This window comes from Micromonospora sp. A200 (assembly GCF_029893845.1).
GTDB lineage: Bacteria > Actinomycetota > Actinomycetes > Mycobacteriales > Micromonosporaceae > Micromonospora > Micromonospora purpureochromogenes.
The window spans coordinates 1-14,866 of the sequence record NZ_JARXXY010000017.1 but is presented as its reverse complement, the minus strand read 5'-3'; the positions used below and the strand labels follow the sequence as shown (position 1 = coordinate 14,866).

The following is a 14,866-nucleotide window of genomic DNA, read 5'->3' as shown; positions in this document are numbered from 1 at the left end:
GCCCGCTGCATACGGTCGAGCTGACCGTCCGACGACCGATGAGGAACACGATGACCCAGCTCAGCGACGGTGCCGACCGGCTCGCCGTCCGCGTCGACGACCGGGTGCTGACCGCCGTACCGGACTACATCCTCGGCCTGATCGCCGTACCGGCGGTGGAGGTCGTGCCGGAGCACCCGGTGGTGGCCGCCCTGCTGACCGCCGCCGAGGACGCGCTGCACACCGCAGGCCTGGACAAGGCGGGCGTGGCGGAGCTGCCCGGCATCGCCGCGTGGCGGGCGGCGTACCGGGCGGTGGGGGTGAACCCCAACCGGTTCCCGTGCGCCGCCGAGTCGATCGCCCGACGGGTGGCCAAGGGTGACCGGCTGCCCCGGATCAACTCCCTGGTCGACCTCTGCAACAGCATCTCGCTCGGGTCGGCGCTGCCGGTGGCCTCCTGCGCGGTCGCCGGCATCGCCGACCTCGTCGTCCGGCCGGCCGACGGCACCGAGACGTACCTGCCGCTCGGGGCGCCGGACGAGCCGGAACGCCCCGAGCCGGGCGAGGTCGTCTACGCGGACGCGGACGGGCGGGCGCACTCGCGGCGGTGGAACTGGCGGCAGGGCCACCTGATCCGTACCGACCTGGGCCGGCGCCGGCTGCTGCTCACCGTCGAGGCGGCCCACCCGGGCGGTCGGGCGGACGTCGAGGCCGCGCTGGCCCGGCTCACCGCCGCGCTCGACGAGCTGACCGGTGCGGCGTCGCTGGCCACCGCCCGCCAGCAGTTGGTGCTCGACCGGGCGGCCGCCACGGGCGTCCTGTTCACCGCCCCGGTCGGCGACCCGTCCCCCGGCGAGCTGGGCGGCGTGTCGCTCAGCCCCGCCGGCAGCCTCGGAAGGACCCGTCCGTGAACCGCTCGATCCTGGTCGTCTACCGACCGGCGGCCGGCCGCTACGCCACTCAGTTCCGCAGCGTGGTCGCCGCGGCGGCTGAGCTGGGCGTCGCCGCCGTCGCGTTGATTCCCACCGGCCAGCCGGCCGCCGAGGTCGCCGGACTGCCCTGCTACCGGGCGGACCTCGACGACCCCGAGGCCGTCCGGTCCGTGGTGGCGGAGATCGTCGCCGCGCACCCGGTCGAACGGATCTTCCCGCTCTTCGAGGGGGACGTCCTGACCGCCGCGCGCTGCCGGCGAGACCACGGCATCCCGGGCCTCGACCCGGAGCAGGCGCTGACCTTCCGGGACAAGAACGTGATGCACCGCCGGGCCACCGAGCTGGGTGTGCCGGTCGCCCGCTCGTGCCGCCCCGACACCGTCGGTGCGGTGGCCGAGTTCGCCGCCGAGGTGGGGTACCCGGTGGTGGTCAAGCCGTACGCCGGCTGGGCCTGCGGGGACACCCACCGGGTCGACTCGGCCGAGGACCTGGACCGGGTGTGGCCGCTGGTCGCCGACGCCCGGCACGACTACCGGGTGGAGGAGTACGTCCGGGGCGTCGAGTATCACGTCGACTCCCTGCTGTGCGACGGCGAGGTGGTCTTCGAGCAGCTCTCCCGGTACACGTACTCGATCCTGGAGTTCCGGGACGAGCCCGGCGGCACGGTCTCCCGCAAGCACGACCTCACCCCGGCCGAGCGCCGCATCCTGGCGGCCAACGGCACCGTGCTGCGCGGCTTCGGGATGCGGACCGGCGTCGCCCACGTGGAGTTCTTCCTCCGCGACGACGGCGAGGTGGTGTTCGGCGAGGCGGCGGCCCGGGCCGGTGGTGGCTCGATCGTCCCCGCCATCCAGGCCGGGCGGGGGATCAACCTGGCGGGCGAGTGGTGCCGCCTGGAGCTCGACCCCGGGCACGTGCCGGCCGCCACGCTCGGCCCGGAGATCGGCACCGAGTACCTGTGCTCCGACCGGTACGGCCGGATCACCGCGATCACGACCGCCGAGGAGCTTCGGGCGCTCGACTCGGTGCTCGACGCCGACGTGTGGAAGAGCGTCGGCGACGTGCTCGCCCCACCGACCGCCTCCAACGACGTCCTCGGCTGGTACGTCTGCGAGGGGCGGGACTTCGACGACGTGCGCGCCCGGTTCAAGACCGTCCGGGACTCCTTCCAGGTCCGCACCGCACCGGTGGACGTCGCGCCGGCGGGGGCCGCCGATCCGGCCGGGACCGACACCCCCGGGAGTGCCGGGCCGGCCTGACCCGGCCGGTCCCGCGTACGCCCCACCACCCTGGAAGGAGACCGACGCTGTGTGGCTGAACCGCTTCAAGGCCCTGCCGCGCCCGCTGCGGCTGCTGGTCCTGGCGTCCTTCATCAACCGCGCGGGGATGTTCGTCTTCCCCCTGCTCGCGGTCTACCTGGTGCAGAGCCGGCACCTGGGTGTCGGTGAGGCCGGGGTGCTCATCTCCGTCGGCAGCACCGGCCTGCTCGTCGGGAGCCTGCTCAGCGGCCCGGTCTGCGGACGGGCCGGCCGGCGGGCCGCGCTGGTGTCCAGCCTGCTGCTCAACGCGGCCGGCTACCTCGGCCTGGCCGTGCTCGACGGGCCACCGTGGACGTACGCGGCCATGCTCTTCGTCGCGCTGGTCGGGATGGGGATGTTCGCCCCGGCGGCGAACACACTGATCGCCGACCTCGCCGAACCCGACCAGCGGCCGTTCGCGTACACGGTCAGCTACATCGCCAACAACCTCGGCATGGGGGTCGGCCCGCTGCTCGGCGGTCTGGCGGCCGCGTACTCCTACCAGCTGATGTTTGCCGGCGACATCCTGCTCGGCCTGATCGCGGCGGCCACCATCCGGATCTGCGTACCGGCGGACACCCGGCGCGGGGCGGCCGTGCCGACCGCGACCACCCGGCGGGCCGGACTGCTGCGGGACTTCGACGTGGCGGTGCTGGTGCTGGTCTCGTTCTGCTACGTCGCACCGCTGATCGGCCTGGAATACACGCTGCCCCTCGCGGTCACCACCGTGCTGCACTCCTCGGTCGCCGTGGTGGGCGCCGTCTACACGATCAACAGTCTGGTCGTGGTGAGCGTCGGCATGCTGATCGAGAAGCGGATCAAGGCGTACCCGACCCGGACCCTCCTGATCACGGCCGGTCTGCTCTGGTCGACCGGCATGGCGATCCTGGTGGTCGGCTTCTCCCTGCCCGCCGTGCTGCTCTCCACCGCGGTCTGGACCGTCGGGGAGATCATCGCCTCGGTGGTGGTGCCCACGTACATCGCCGACCACGTGGAGGCGCGGCGGGTCGGCGGCTTCATGGCCCTCAACGGTTTCGTGCTCAGCGCCGCCCGGCTCGTCGTACCGATGGGCCTCGGCTTCGTGTGGCAGGGCCACGGGCACCGTCCCGTCCTCCTGCTCCTCCTGCTGACACCGGTGGTCGGTGTCGTCGCCTTCGCAGCGCTGCGGGTGCGACCCACGGCCCGGCCGCTGCCGGCCGCGGTCGAACCGGCCACCGCCCGTCCCTGATCCGTCCACCCCTCACCGAAAGAGACCGATGACCGCGACGAAGTTCGTCCTGCCCGACAGCGACATCCCGACCACCTGGTACAACGTGGTTCCCGACCTGCCCAAGGGGCTGCCCCCGATGCTCCATCCGGGCACCCGGGAACCGATCACCGAAGCCGACCTCGAACCGCTCTTCGCGGCCGGGCTGATCGCCCAGGAGTTCTCCACCGAGCGGGACGTCGACATCCCCGGGCCGGTGCTCGACATCTACCGGCAGTGGCGGCCGAGCCCGCTGGTCCGGGCCCGCCGGCTGGAGCAGACCCTCGACACCCCGGCCCGCATCTACTTCAAGTACGAGGGGGTCAGCCCCGCCGGGAGCCACAAGCCGAACACCGCCGTGCCGCAGGCCTACTACAGCAAGCAGGACGGCGTGACCCGGCTGACCACCGAGACCGGCGCCGGGCAGTGGGGCAGCTCGCTGTCGATGGCGTGCGCCTACTTCGACCTCGAGTGCGAGGTCTTCATGGTCCGGGTCAGCTACGACCAGAAGCCGTACCGGCGGGGCCTGATGGAGACGTTCGGCGCGTCGGTCACCGCGAGCCCGAGCACCCGTACCGAGGCCGGCCGGGCGGCGCTCGCCGCCGACCCGGACTCGACCGGCAGCCTGGGCCTGGCCATCTCCGAGGCGGTGGAGGCGGCGCTGCACAGCGGCGGCGCGGCCAAGTACGCCCTCGGCTCGGTGCTCAACCTGGTGCTGATGCACCAGACGATCATCGGCCAGGAGGCGCTGCTCCAGCTCGACATGGCCGACGACTACCCGGACATCGTGGTCGGTGCGGCCGGCGGCGGCTCCAACTTCGCCGGGCTGGCCCTGCCGATCCTGCGCCGGCAGTTCGACGGCGGCCCGACGGTTCGGTTCGTCGCCGTCGAGCCGGCCTCCTGCCCGTCCCTGACCGAGGGCAGCTACGACTACGACTTCGGCGACACCGCCGGCCTCACCCCGCTGACCAAGATGCACACCCTCGGCCACGACTTCCGCCCGCCCGCGATCCACGCCGGCGGGCTGCGCTACCACGGCATGGCGCCGATCGTCAGCGCGCTGCGGGATCTCGACCTGATCGAGGCGCGGGCGGTGCCGCAGACGGCCTGCTTCGACGCCGGCGTGCTCTTCGCCCGCAGCGAGGGCATCGTGCCGGCGCCGGAGTCCACCCACGCCGTCCGGGTGGCGGTGGACGAGGCGCTGCGCTGCCGGGAGACGGGCGAGTCGAAGGCGATCGTCTTCTCGCTCTCCGGGCACGGCCACTTCGACATGCAGGCGTACATCGACTACTTCGCCGGAAAGCTGACGGATTGATCTCGCGGAGGTGGGCGCGGTGCGGCGCCCACCTCCCGAGCAACGGGGGGTGCCATGCACAGCGAAGCAGTGACAATCCTCGCCATCAACGGCTCCGAGCGGGCGGGCGGCAACACCGACCTCGCCGTGGAGCACGCCGGTCGCCTGATCGCGGAGCGGGGCGCGACCCTGCGCACCATCCGCCTGCGCGACCACCGGATCTCGCCGTGCAGCCCGTGCGGCGACTGCAACAGCCGTACGACGCTCTGCCAGGTGGACGACGACGTCCCCGCCCTGGTGGAGCAGATGGTCCGGGCCGACGGGCTGATCTACGCCGCCCCGGTGCACGGGTTCGGCCTGGCCCATCTGATGCAGGTCTTCATCGAGCGGGTCGGCGTCGGTTACCTGCGTTTCACCCGCCCGCTGGCCGACAAGGTCGGCGGCATCATCGTCACCGGACGGCGGTACAGCGACTCCTCGGTGCACAACCAGATCGTGAACAACCTGCTGCTCAACCGGATGATCCTGGTCGGCAGCGGCTTTCCCGTCCTGTTGCGCAACACCACCGGCACGCCCGGTCTCACCGACACCGAGGGTGTCGACGCGCTGGAGCGGATGGTGCACCGGATGCTCGACATGGTGCAGCTGCTCAAGCGGCACCAGCGTGTCGCGGGCGGTCCGGTGCTGCCGGAGCGCGACCGCAACGAGCGCATTCCGCGACCTCGCCGCAGCGAATCCGTCCCGAACAGAGGAGATACCGAAAATGTCCACTGAACAGGTCGCCCCGCCGGTCGGCATCGACTTCCCCGGGGCCGAGTGGGAGAAGTGGAACAAGCCGGGCGCGGAGGGTCGCGTCAAGATCGCGTACGTCGGGGGCCGCCGGCTCCGCCTGCTGGAGCTGCCCCCCGGCTTCGACGAGCACGAGTGGTGCCTGCGCGGCCACACCGGCTACGTCCTGCAGGGCGAGTTCACCATCCACTTCAAGGACCGGTCGGTGCCCTGCCGCCCCGGCATGGGCTTCCTCATCCCCGACGACGAGGAGCACCGGTCGCAGGGCAGCCACGGCGAGCCCACCGTCGTCTTCGTGATCGACGAGGTTCCCCAGCCGTGAGCGACCAGCACCGGGTCGTGGCGCCGGCCGGCTCCATGCCGGCCGGCGCCGCCGACGGCCCGACTCGGATCGCCGCGCTCCGGGCCCGGATCGACGGGCTCGACCAGCGCATCGTCGAGTTGCTGGCGGAGCGCACCCGGGTGGTCCGGGAGCTGACCGTCCACAAGGCGGACGAGGCCGCCGTGCGGTCGCCGGACCGGGTCCGCCAGGTCCTCGACCGGGTCCACGACCTCGCCGAACGGCACGGCATGCCGCCGGCGGTCGCGGTCGCCACCTACCGCGCCCTGATCGAGGAGCTCACCCGGATGCAGCTCGACATGATGGACACCCGGCGCGCCGAGCCGGCGGCGGGGGAGCGATGACCGCCCGCCCGCCGGTCGACCTGCGGCACGCCCTGGCCACCCTCGACCCGCTGCCGGGCGAACTGGTCCGGGTCAGCGCGGAACTACCCGCCAGGTACGGCGTTTCCGCCCACTACGCCCGCTGGGCCGGGGCGCCCGCGGCGCCGCCCACCGGACCTGGTCCGGCGGTGCTCTTCGACCGGGTACGGCCCGACCACGGCCCGACCCGGGCCGTGCTGATGGGCCTCTACGGCACCCGTCGGCGGGCCGCCGGCCTGCTCGGCTGCACCCCGGCCGAGCTGCCGCGGCGGCTCCTCGCGGCGGTGGCCGCGCCGCGCCCGCCGGTGCCCGCCACCGACCCGGCCCGCTGGCCGCGCGGCACGCTCCCGCTCGACCTGACCGCGCTGCCGGTGCCGGTCCTCACCGAGGAGGACGCCGGGCCCTACCTGACCCTGGGGGCGGTGCTCGCCACCGACCCGGAAACCGGGGTCCGCAACCTGTCCGTGCACCGGATGTGCGTCCAGGGCCCCGACACGCTGACCATCTGGATGGTCCCCGGACGCGACCTCGAACTCGCCCACCAGGCCGCCCTGCGCCAGGGCCGTCCGCTGCCGGTGGCGATCCACCTCGGGCTCGGCCCGGCGGTGCTGTTGTCGTCCTGCTGCCCGACGTCGCTGGTGCCGCCCAGCGTCGACGAGCTGGCGGTGGCCGGCGCGCTCGCCGGGCAACCGGTGGAGCTGCTGCCGTGCCGGACGGTCGACGCCGAGTTCATCGCGCACGCCGAGTACGTGCTGGAGGGTGAGCTGCTCGCCGAGCGGGCGCCGGAGAGTCGGCACGGCGAGGTGGCCACCCCGGAGTTCCTCGGCTACCAGGGCCGGGCGCACCCGTCGCTGCCGCTGGTCCGGGTCACCGCCGTCACCGCCCGGGAGAGCCCGATCCTCCAGGCGGTCTCCGGCCCCGGGCACGAACAGTCGGTGCTGCTCGGCTTCGGCATGGAGGCCGCGGTGCTGGACCTGCTGAACCGCCGGGGCACCCCGGTACGGGCGGTGAACTGCCACACCGCCGGCGGCGGCCAGCTGATGGTGGTGCTCCAGTGGCCGGCGAAGCGCGATCCCGGGGACGACGCGGCGGTACGCGCGTCCGCCGAGGCGGTGCTGGAGGAGTTCCGGATGGCGAAGCTGGTGCTCTGCGTCGACGAGGACGTCGACGTGGAGTCGGACCAGGACCTGTGGTGGGCGATGGTGACCCGGTTCCAGGCCGACCAGGACCTGCGCGTGCTGCCGGACCGGGAGGGTTTCCCGCTCGATCCGAGCCAGCACACCGGCTACTCCCGGGCGATCTCCGCCGACGGGCGGACCGCGAAGGCCGTCTTCGACTGCACCGTGCCGTACGCGCAGCGGAGTCGGTTCCGCCGGCCCCGGTTCACCGAGCCGTCGCTTCCCGTACCGCGGCGGCCAGGAGCGCCACTCCCTGGGTGATCCGGGCGGTGGGCAGCGCCGCGTACCCGATGAGGAAGGTCGGTTCGGTCGGCGGCCCGGTCACGTAGTAGCCCGAGGCCGGGTAGACCCGGACGCCCCGGGTGGCCGCGGCGCGCACGATCTCCGCCTCGTCGGTGTCGGGCGCGCCGCCGAGGGTGACCAGCACGTGCAGCCCGGCCGCCGCGCCGGAGATCCGCACCCCGGCGCCGAAGTGCTCGTAGAGCGCCTCCAACAGTCGGGCGCGGCGTTGCCGGTAGAGGCGATCCATCCGGCCGATGTGCCGGGCGTACGCGCCGGAGGCGATGAACTCGGCCAGCGCCTCCTGGGGCACTGTCGTGGTCAGCCGGTCGGTGATCCACTTGATCCCGAGGAAGGGCCGGACCAGGTGCGGCGGCAGCACCGTGTACCCGATCCGCAGCGACGGGAAGAGGGTCTTGCTGAAGCTGCCGACGTACGCCACGTCAGCGTCCTGCGGGTCGGCGGCCAGCGCCGGCAGCCGCTCGGCGGCGAAGGTGAACTCGTTGTGGTAATCGTCCTCCAGCACCGTCGCCCGCTGCTCCCGGGCCCACCGCAGCAGCGCCCGCCGCCGCCGTTCGGACATGATGAACCCGGTCGGGAACTGGTGCGACGGGGTGACGTAGATCAGGCGTACCCGGGCCGGGTCGTGACCGTGGGCGCGGACCAACTGCTCGATGTCGTCGACCCGCAACCCCTCCGCGTCGACCGGCACCGGCACCACCGCGGCCCGGGAGTAGCCGAAGATCTGCCGCAGCACGGTGTGGCTCGGATCCTCGATCACCACCACGTCGTCCGGGCCGACCAGCAGCCGGACCAGGATGTCCATCGCCTGGGTGGCGCCGCTGGTGACCAGCGTGTGCTCCCGGGCGGCGTCGAACGCCCGGCTGCGCCGCAGCAGCGCGGTGATCTGGGCGCGCAGCGCCGGGGAACCCTCGGCCGGGCCGTACCCCAGTGCGGTGACGTCGGCCCGGCTGAGCGCCTCGGCCAGCGACTGTCGCCATCGGGTGACCGGGAAGCTGGCCAGCGCCGGGGTGCCGTGCCGGAAGTCGTACGCCCCGCCCGGTTGCTGCATCGGGGCCGGCTCCCACGGCTTCCACAGCGGACTGCCGTCGTCGGTGGGCAACGGCGGCTCGGGGCGTAGCGGGGCCCGGGCGGGCCGCCCGGCGGGCGGCGCCGGCTCGGGCAGGGTGGCGCCGACCCGCGTGCCGGATCCCCGCCGGGACGTCAGCACCCCGTTGGCCCGCAGCAGCTCGTACGCGCGGGTGACCACCGTGCGGGAGACGCCGAGCTGGTGCGCCAGCTCACGGCTGGGCGGCACCGGGTCGCCGGGGCGCAGCCGACCGGCCCGGACGGACCCGCTGATCTGCTCGCAGAGCTGCTGCTGCAACGGAATCGTGCTGTCGCGGTCAAGCACGATCAGAAGCTGGGACGAACCCACCCGCGCACGCTCCCCCGATCGACGCCGCTCCGAGTCTAGCCGCGCGCCACCCGGTCACATCCGCTCGACGGTCCGGATGCCGAGCAGGTGCAGCCCCTGCCGCAGCGTCCGGGCGGTGAGGTCGGCGAGCACCAGCCGGCTCTCCCGCAGCTCGCCGGAGGCGCGCAGCACCGGGCAGCGCTCGTAGAAGGCGCTGAACGTGCTGGCCAGCCGGTGCAGGTAGCCGGCCAGGTGGTGGAACTCCAGGGTCCGCTCCACCTCGGCGACCACCCCGGCGAAGCCGAGCAGCTCGAACGCCAGCGCCCGCTCCGCCGGTTCGGTGAGCAGGACCTCCGCGTCCGGCCGCGCGTCCGTCCCGGCCCGCCGGAACACCGACCGGATCCGCGAGTACGCGTACTGGAGGTAGGGCGCGGTGTTGCCGTCCAGGGAGAGCATCCGCTCCCAGTCCAGCACGTAGTCCCGGGCCCGGTCGGTGGCCAGGTCGGCGTACTTGATCGCGCCGATGCCGACGGCCCGGCCGATCTCGGCGGCGGCCTCGGCGTCCAGCTCGGGGTTCTTGGCCCGGGCCAGCTCGGTGGCCCGGGCGACCGCCTCCTCCAGCAGCCCGACCAGCTTCACCGAGCCGCCGGCCCGGCTGCGCAGCATCCGCCCGTCGGAGCCGAGGATCGAGCCGAAGCCGAGGTGCACGGCCCGGGTCGGCGGGCGCAGCCACCCGGCGGCCTCGGCGACGGCGAAGACCATCGCGAAGTGCTGCCGCTGGGGCAGGCCGACGACGTAGAGCAGCCGGGTCGCGCCGAGGTCGTCGGTCCGGTGCCGCAGCGCCGCCAGGTCGGTGGCCGGGTAGCCGTAACCGCCGTCACCCTTGCGCACGATCAGCGGCAACGGCTCTCCGTCCCGGCCGGTGAACCCGGGCGGGAAGACGCAGTCCGCGCCGTCGCTCGGGCGCAGCAGCCCGAGCCGGTCCAGCTCGTCGACGACCCCGCCCAGCCGGTCGTTGTAGGCGCTCTCGCCCCGGAAGTCGTCCCGGGTCAGCGTCACGTCGAGCAGCTCGTACACGGTCAGGAAGTACCGCTCGGACTGATCCACCAGCAGCCGCCACAGCCGCAGCGTCCGCTCGTCGCCGCCCTGCAACGCGACCACCCGCTGCCGCGACCGCTCCCGGAACGCCTCGTCGGCGTCGAACTTCACCCGGGCCGCCTTGTAGAACGAGTCGAGGTCGCCCATCGACAGCTCCTGCGTCGCCTCGGCCTCCCCGAGGTCGACCAGGTGCTCGATCAGCATTCCGAACGGGGTGCCCCAGTCCCCCAGGTGGTTGACCCGAACCACCCGGTTCCCGAGCCAGTCGAGCAGCCGGACCGCGGCGTCGCCGATGACCGTGGAGCGCAGATGCCCCACGTGCATCTCCTTGGCCACGTTCGGCGCCGAGTAGTCGACCACCACGGTCTCCGGCGCGGGCGCCACCGGCACGCCGAGCCGGTCGTCGCCGGCCAGCCCGGAGACCAGCGCGGCCAGCGTCCGGTCGGCCACCGTCAGGTTGAGGAAGCCCGGCCCGGAGACCTCGGCGGTCGCGCAGAAGTCGTCCAGCTCCGCCTGGTCCAGCACCGCCGCGGCGATGTCGCGCGGCGGGCGTCCGAGCCGCCGGGCCAGCGCCAGCGCCGCGTCGGACTGGAAGTCCGCGCGCGGGGAGCGCCGCACCAGGGGGTCGACCGGGCCGCCGGCCACGGTCGCGAACGCCGGCGCCAGCCGGTCGGTGAGCAGCCTTTCAAGATCCATGGGTACGCCGATCTCGCTCGGATCCACGCGGTCACGCGGATCTGGACACGGGAGAATGCGGGCGGACCGAGGACGAGCGGCGATGACCGGCGGCTCGATCCGCCGGTCGCAGGGAAAAGGTCAGCGCGGGCGGGCGACGGATCGCCGGCGTCGCTCCGCACCGACCTGGACGTCACAGGACGGTCCGGTGGTGTGGGCAGGCGCGCTGGTCATGTCGGAGAGCCTAGCGGGCCGGCCGGCGGCGCGTACACCGCATTCCCCGGCCGGCCCGGTGGCCGTACCGTCGCCGTCAGGCAGTGGCCGCGGCCTTGCGGGCGCGCTCGGCCCGGCGCCGCACCTGCTGGTACGCCCCGGTCAGCCCCATCGCCCGGCGGACCTCGACCACGGTCCGGCGGACCTGCTCACGGGTCCGCTCGGTGCCGTCCACGATCAGCTGGTCGACCAGGCCGGCGTCGGCCTCGATCCGGGCGCGACGCTCCCGGATCGGGTCGAGGAACCGGTTCAGCGCCGCCACCAGGGCCTCCTTGACCTCGACGTCGCCGACCCGACCGGCCCGGTAGCGGTCCTTGAGCTCCCCCACCGCCGCGCGGTCCGGGTTGAACACGTCGTGGTACGCGAAGACCGGGTTGCCCTCGACGGTGCCCGGCACGTCGGCGCGGACCCGGTTCGGGTCGGTGTACATGGCCATCACCTTGCGGCGCACGGTCGCCGCGTCGTCGGCGATCGCGATGGCGTTTCCCCTGCTCTTGCTCATCTTTCCCTGGCCGTCGGTGCCGACCAGGGTGGGCGTGTCGGAGGCGACCAGCTCCGGTACGGGAAAGACCTCGCCGTACAGGTGGTTGAAGCGGCGGGCGATCTCGCGGGTCACCTCGACGTGCGCCGCGTTGTCCTTGCCGACCGGCACCACCTGCGCCTTGACGGAGAGGATGTCGGCGGCCTGGAGGACGGGATAACCCAGCAGCCCGTACGGGATTTCCGCCCGGCCGGCGTCCCTGGCCATTTCCCGCACCGACGGCACCCGTTCCAGGCGCGGCACGGTCACCAGGTTCTGGAACAGCGTGTTCAGGTCCCCGACCTCGGGGATGGCGGACTGGAGGTAGAACGTGGCCCGGGCCGGGTCGACCCCGCACGCCAGGACGTCGGTGACCATCTCCCGGGCGTTGCGGGACACCTGGGCGATGTCCTCGCGGCGGTGGCGGGTGGTCAGCATGTGCAGGTCGGCGATGATGAAGTAGCTCTCGTACCGGTGGTGCAGCGCCACCCGGTTCGCGATGCTGCCGACGTAGTGACCGAGGTGCAGCCGCCCGGTGGGACGGTCCCCGGTGAGCATCCGTGCAACGGACATGGTGATGGGCCTTTCGTGCCGAGGATTGACGGGACGCGCACACGCGCGCGATCGACCCGGGGCGTGGTCGCCTGAGGGTCGGTGGGGTCGGCTCGTCAGAGCACGAACCGCCATCGCGCGCCGGCGCGGAACCGCAACCCACCGGCACGAAGCACGTCGAGGATCCGCTCCCGGCCGTCGCCGGGGCCGCTCGGAAAGGACGGCAGGAGGTCACGCGGGAGGCCGTCGACGGCCTCCGGCGCGAGGATGACCGGCCGGACCATGTGTCCACGGTAACCGCACCGACGCGGATCGTGGGGCCCGGCCGATCGGGTCAGCCCCTGCGGTAGCTCTCCTCGTAGTAGCTGCCCACCCGGCGGCGGTAGTCCGGCTCGCCGAACGCGTCCGGGTCGAAGGCCGGCGACTCCTTGACCTGCTCCCGGGTGCGGTCGACGTGCACCACCCGCTCCAGGTGGTCGACCCGGGCGATCGTGCCCACCGGCAGCAGCACCTTGCGGCCGAAGATCCACGGCCCGGTGTCCACCACCAGGTAGCGGGCGTCGGCGTCGTCGCTGGCCTCGTCGATCGCGCCGATCCGGCCGTCGGTCGCCTCGACCCGGTAGCCCACCAGGTCCACCGGGGTCCCCGGGCCGGGAGCGTCGGGCCCGTCGTGCTCGGTCCGCCGCCGGGGCTCCTCGCCCGGAGCCGCCCGGTCGTACCCGCCGGCGAGCGCCGCCGGATCGCACCAGGTCCACGGGTTGAACGGCTGCATCTGCGGACACCTCCGATTCGTCGTCGTCCACCTCCGAAGTGCCCCGTCCGCGCGCGCGGGAAACGGTACGGCAATTCTTCGTTCACGCGAATGCGCGCGGTGCGAAGTACTTCATATTCGGCGAGCGTCTATTGCTTCCGCCGTCGAACCGCTGGTCAGCGATGCTGTGATCGTTTCCACGCACACCCGGCGGGGTGGGGCAGTGTCCACTTGGCACATTTGTCCGGCGAGTGCCGCCGACGATTCTGGTCCGGCATCCGGCAGCACCGAGAAAGGGGACGCAGATGTTTCGCACCATTCGGCGTATCGGAATCGTGACGGCCCTGGCGGTGGGTCTCGCCGGGGCCGGCGGGGCGTCGGCGCAGGCGGCGGTCAACCCGTACACCGCGCAGTCGCTCTGCGGTCTCGGCTACACCCAGATCGACCAGGACCCCATCCGCAACCAGACGACCGGGACCCGGCTCGGCACCGTGCACCTGCTCTACAACCCGATGACCGGGTACGGCTGCACGGTGACGGTGAAGGCGGCGTACGTCGGCATGCTGACCCGTACCCAGGTCTACCTCGCCGCCCAGTACCTGCCCACCCGGACCGACGACGGCAACCGGCTGTACGCGGCCGGCCCCGCCCGGGCGTACGTCCGCGGTGGTTGCATCATCTGGGGCGCGCTGATGGCCGACCCGGACGGCACCGTGCACCACCACGACCGGGCGAACCCGGCGATCGGCGGCATCGGCACCTGCTTCTGACCGCTCCCGGTCCCCGGGTCCGTGCTCGTCGCGGGCTCCGGGGACCGAGCGGCCGGTGGGCGGCACACTGAGCTGCGGGTACCGGTCGGCCGGGCGTCGTCCGCTGGCATACTGGCCAGCCATGGTGCTCTCCCGTGGCTGGTCCGTCTTCCTCGTCGCGGTCGGGGTGTGGAGCTGGGTGATCTGGCCCCGGTTCGCGGTCGCCATCTGGAACGACCCGCGCGCCTGGTCGACCGGCACGGTCGGCGACGGCACACCGACCGGCTTCCTCTGGGTGCACGCAGCGCTGATCGCCACGTCGCTGGCGATCGGCACCACCGTCGGCGTGCTCGGCGTACGCGGCTGGCTCGCCACCCGCCGGCGGTCCGCCTGACCCGCCCGCCGGGACGCCGCGCTGGGACATGCCGAGCTGGAGCCGCGTCGCGCCGGTCCCCTCGATCACCCGCGATGTCGAGCCTTCGGCGGCGCCCCGGAATCTTCCGTCCACCCCGTGTGTTGCTACCCCTGTCGGCGGGACCTCGACCTCCGGCGGGCTGGCGCGAAACGCCTGACCTGCGGGGATAGTTGAGGGAAGATGATGTGACGGGGGACGCTACCCCCGGATTTGACGATCAAACCCGCAGACGCGTAACTTTCTCTCTGCCAGCGCGGAACGGACGAAACAGGGCGAAAGACCTGGAGGCCGGAGCGCGGGAATGAGCTCCCGGCAACGAGGGTTGTACTCCTCGGAACCTGGGACCGGGCGGTGCCCCGAAGACGCTGCGAGGCGGATTTGGCGAGGCGGAACCGACCGGGTAAGGTTGTCGACCGGCAGGGCACCGGGCGAGCTTGCGGGAAACCGCAGCGGCCGGCCTGCCAAATCCGATGATCAAGCGCTGCGGGTGACCGCTGCGCGGGGTCGTGGGCGCCAACCCGTACGAAGCGTGATGGACCGGGACACACCGGTTGACACGGGGAAGACGGTGAGGTAACGTAGTAAAAGTGCCCGGCGCGAGAGCGGCGGTCACGACAGAGCGAGAATGCCCCGGGTCGGGGGTCCTCTTCGGGGGGTTTCCGGGCGGTGTGTGGTTGTTCTTTGAGAACTCAACAGGGTGCTTGAAAAGCCAGTGCCAA

The 14,866-nt window shown here is 72.9% G+C and carries 15 protein-coding genes; 10 read left to right on the top strand and 5 right to left on the bottom strand.

The features are described from left to right. Positions 1 to 38 precede the first annotated feature (38 nt). From M2302_RS17785 to M2302_RS17750, 8 genes are read left to right on the top strand one after another with little or no spacing between them, the layout of a single operon-like run. Positions 39 to 890: a phenylalanine--tRNA ligase beta subunit-related protein gene (locus tag M2302_RS17785; RefSeq protein ID WP_280838992.1), complete on the top strand. Its 852-nt coding sequence runs from the start codon at positions 39 to 41 to the stop codon at positions 888 to 890. Next, positions 887 to 2,170 (top strand): ATP-grasp domain-containing protein, encoded by a 1,284-nt coding sequence (locus M2302_RS17780; protein WP_280838991.1) that lies wholly within the window; start codon positions 887 to 889, stop codon positions 2,168 to 2,170. The genes M2302_RS17785 and M2302_RS17780 overlap by 4 nt, the downstream gene beginning before the upstream one ends. A 49-nt stretch (positions 2,171 to 2,219) precedes the next feature. Continuing rightward, positions 2,220 to 3,437: an MFS transporter gene (locus M2302_RS17775; protein ID WP_280838990.1), complete on the top strand. Its 1,218-nt coding sequence runs from the start codon at positions 2,220 to 2,222 to the stop codon at positions 3,435 to 3,437. 28 nt (positions 3,438 to 3,465) lie between these two features. Continuing rightward, entirely contained in the window at positions 3,466 to 4,770 is a 1,305-nt protein-coding gene (locus M2302_RS17770; RefSeq protein ID WP_280838989.1) for a TrpB-like pyridoxal phosphate-dependent enzyme, read from the top strand. A 54-nt stretch (positions 4,771 to 4,824) separates the two neighbouring features. Next, complete coding sequence (locus M2302_RS17765) at positions 4,825 to 5,523, top strand: flavodoxin family protein (protein ID WP_280838988.1); 699 nt, start codon at positions 4,825 to 4,827, stop codon at positions 5,521 to 5,523. Next, on the top strand, positions 5,513 to 5,860 hold the full coding sequence (locus tag M2302_RS17760) for a cupin domain-containing protein (protein WP_280838987.1): 348 nt from the start codon (positions 5,513 to 5,515) through the stop codon (positions 5,858 to 5,860). The genes M2302_RS17765 and M2302_RS17760 overlap by 11 nt, the downstream gene beginning before the upstream one ends. Further along, on the top strand, positions 5,857 to 6,222 hold the full coding sequence (locus M2302_RS17755; RefSeq protein WP_280838986.1) for a chorismate mutase: 366 nt from the start codon (positions 5,857 to 5,859) through the stop codon (positions 6,220 to 6,222). Before M2302_RS17760 ends, M2302_RS17755 begins: the two co-directional genes overlap by 4 nt. After that, on the top strand, positions 6,219 to 7,679 hold the full coding sequence (locus M2302_RS17750) for a UbiD family decarboxylase (protein ID WP_280838985.1): 1,461 nt from the start codon (positions 6,219 to 6,221) through the stop codon (positions 7,677 to 7,679). The genes M2302_RS17755 and M2302_RS17750 overlap by 4 nt, the downstream gene beginning before the upstream one ends. Here M2302_RS17750 and M2302_RS17745 read toward each other — a convergent pair. From M2302_RS17745 to M2302_RS17725, 5 genes are all read right to left on the bottom strand, one after another. Beyond that, positions 7,624 to 9,111 carry a PLP-dependent aminotransferase family protein gene (locus tag M2302_RS17745; RefSeq protein WP_280838984.1) on the bottom strand — a complete coding sequence of 496 codons (1,488 nt, stop codon included), beginning with the start codon at positions 9,109 to 9,111 and terminating at the stop codon, positions 7,624 to 7,626. The two genes, M2302_RS17750 and M2302_RS17745, sit on opposite strands and share 56 nt — an antisense overlap. Positions 9,112 to 9,189: 78 nt before the next feature. Further along, complete coding sequence (argS, locus tag M2302_RS17740; RefSeq protein ID WP_280839111.1) at positions 9,190 to 10,908, bottom strand: arginine--tRNA ligase; 1,719 nt, start codon at positions 10,906 to 10,908, stop codon at positions 9,190 to 9,192. A gap of 289 nt (positions 10,909 to 11,197) precedes the next feature. Further along, positions 11,198 to 12,253, bottom strand: coding sequence for a tryptophan--tRNA ligase (trpS, locus tag M2302_RS17735; RefSeq protein ID WP_280838983.1), 1,056 nt, complete (start codon positions 12,251 to 12,253; stop codon positions 11,198 to 11,200). Positions 12,254 to 12,348: 95 nt separating this feature from the next. Beyond that, complete coding sequence (locus M2302_RS17730; RefSeq protein WP_170285391.1) at positions 12,349 to 12,516, bottom strand: hypothetical protein; 168 nt, start codon at positions 12,514 to 12,516, stop codon at positions 12,349 to 12,351. Between the two features lie 50 nt (positions 12,517 to 12,566). Continuing rightward, positions 12,567 to 13,004, bottom strand: a complete 438-nt coding sequence (locus M2302_RS17725) for a PRC-barrel domain-containing protein (RefSeq protein WP_280838982.1) — start codon at positions 13,002 to 13,004, stop codon at positions 12,567 to 12,569. A 284-nt stretch (positions 13,005 to 13,288) separates the two neighbouring features. Here M2302_RS17725 and M2302_RS17720 point away from each other — a divergent pair, with 284 nt between their 5' ends. Beyond that, positions 13,289 to 13,753: a hypothetical protein gene (locus M2302_RS17720; protein WP_280838981.1), complete on the top strand. Its 465-nt coding sequence runs from the start codon at positions 13,289 to 13,291 to the stop codon at positions 13,751 to 13,753. Between the two features lie 121 nt (positions 13,754 to 13,874). Continuing rightward, complete coding sequence (locus M2302_RS17715) at positions 13,875 to 14,126, top strand: hypothetical protein (RefSeq protein WP_280838980.1); 252 nt, start codon at positions 13,875 to 13,877, stop codon at positions 14,124 to 14,126. Positions 14,127 to 14,866: the final 740 nt, after the last annotated feature.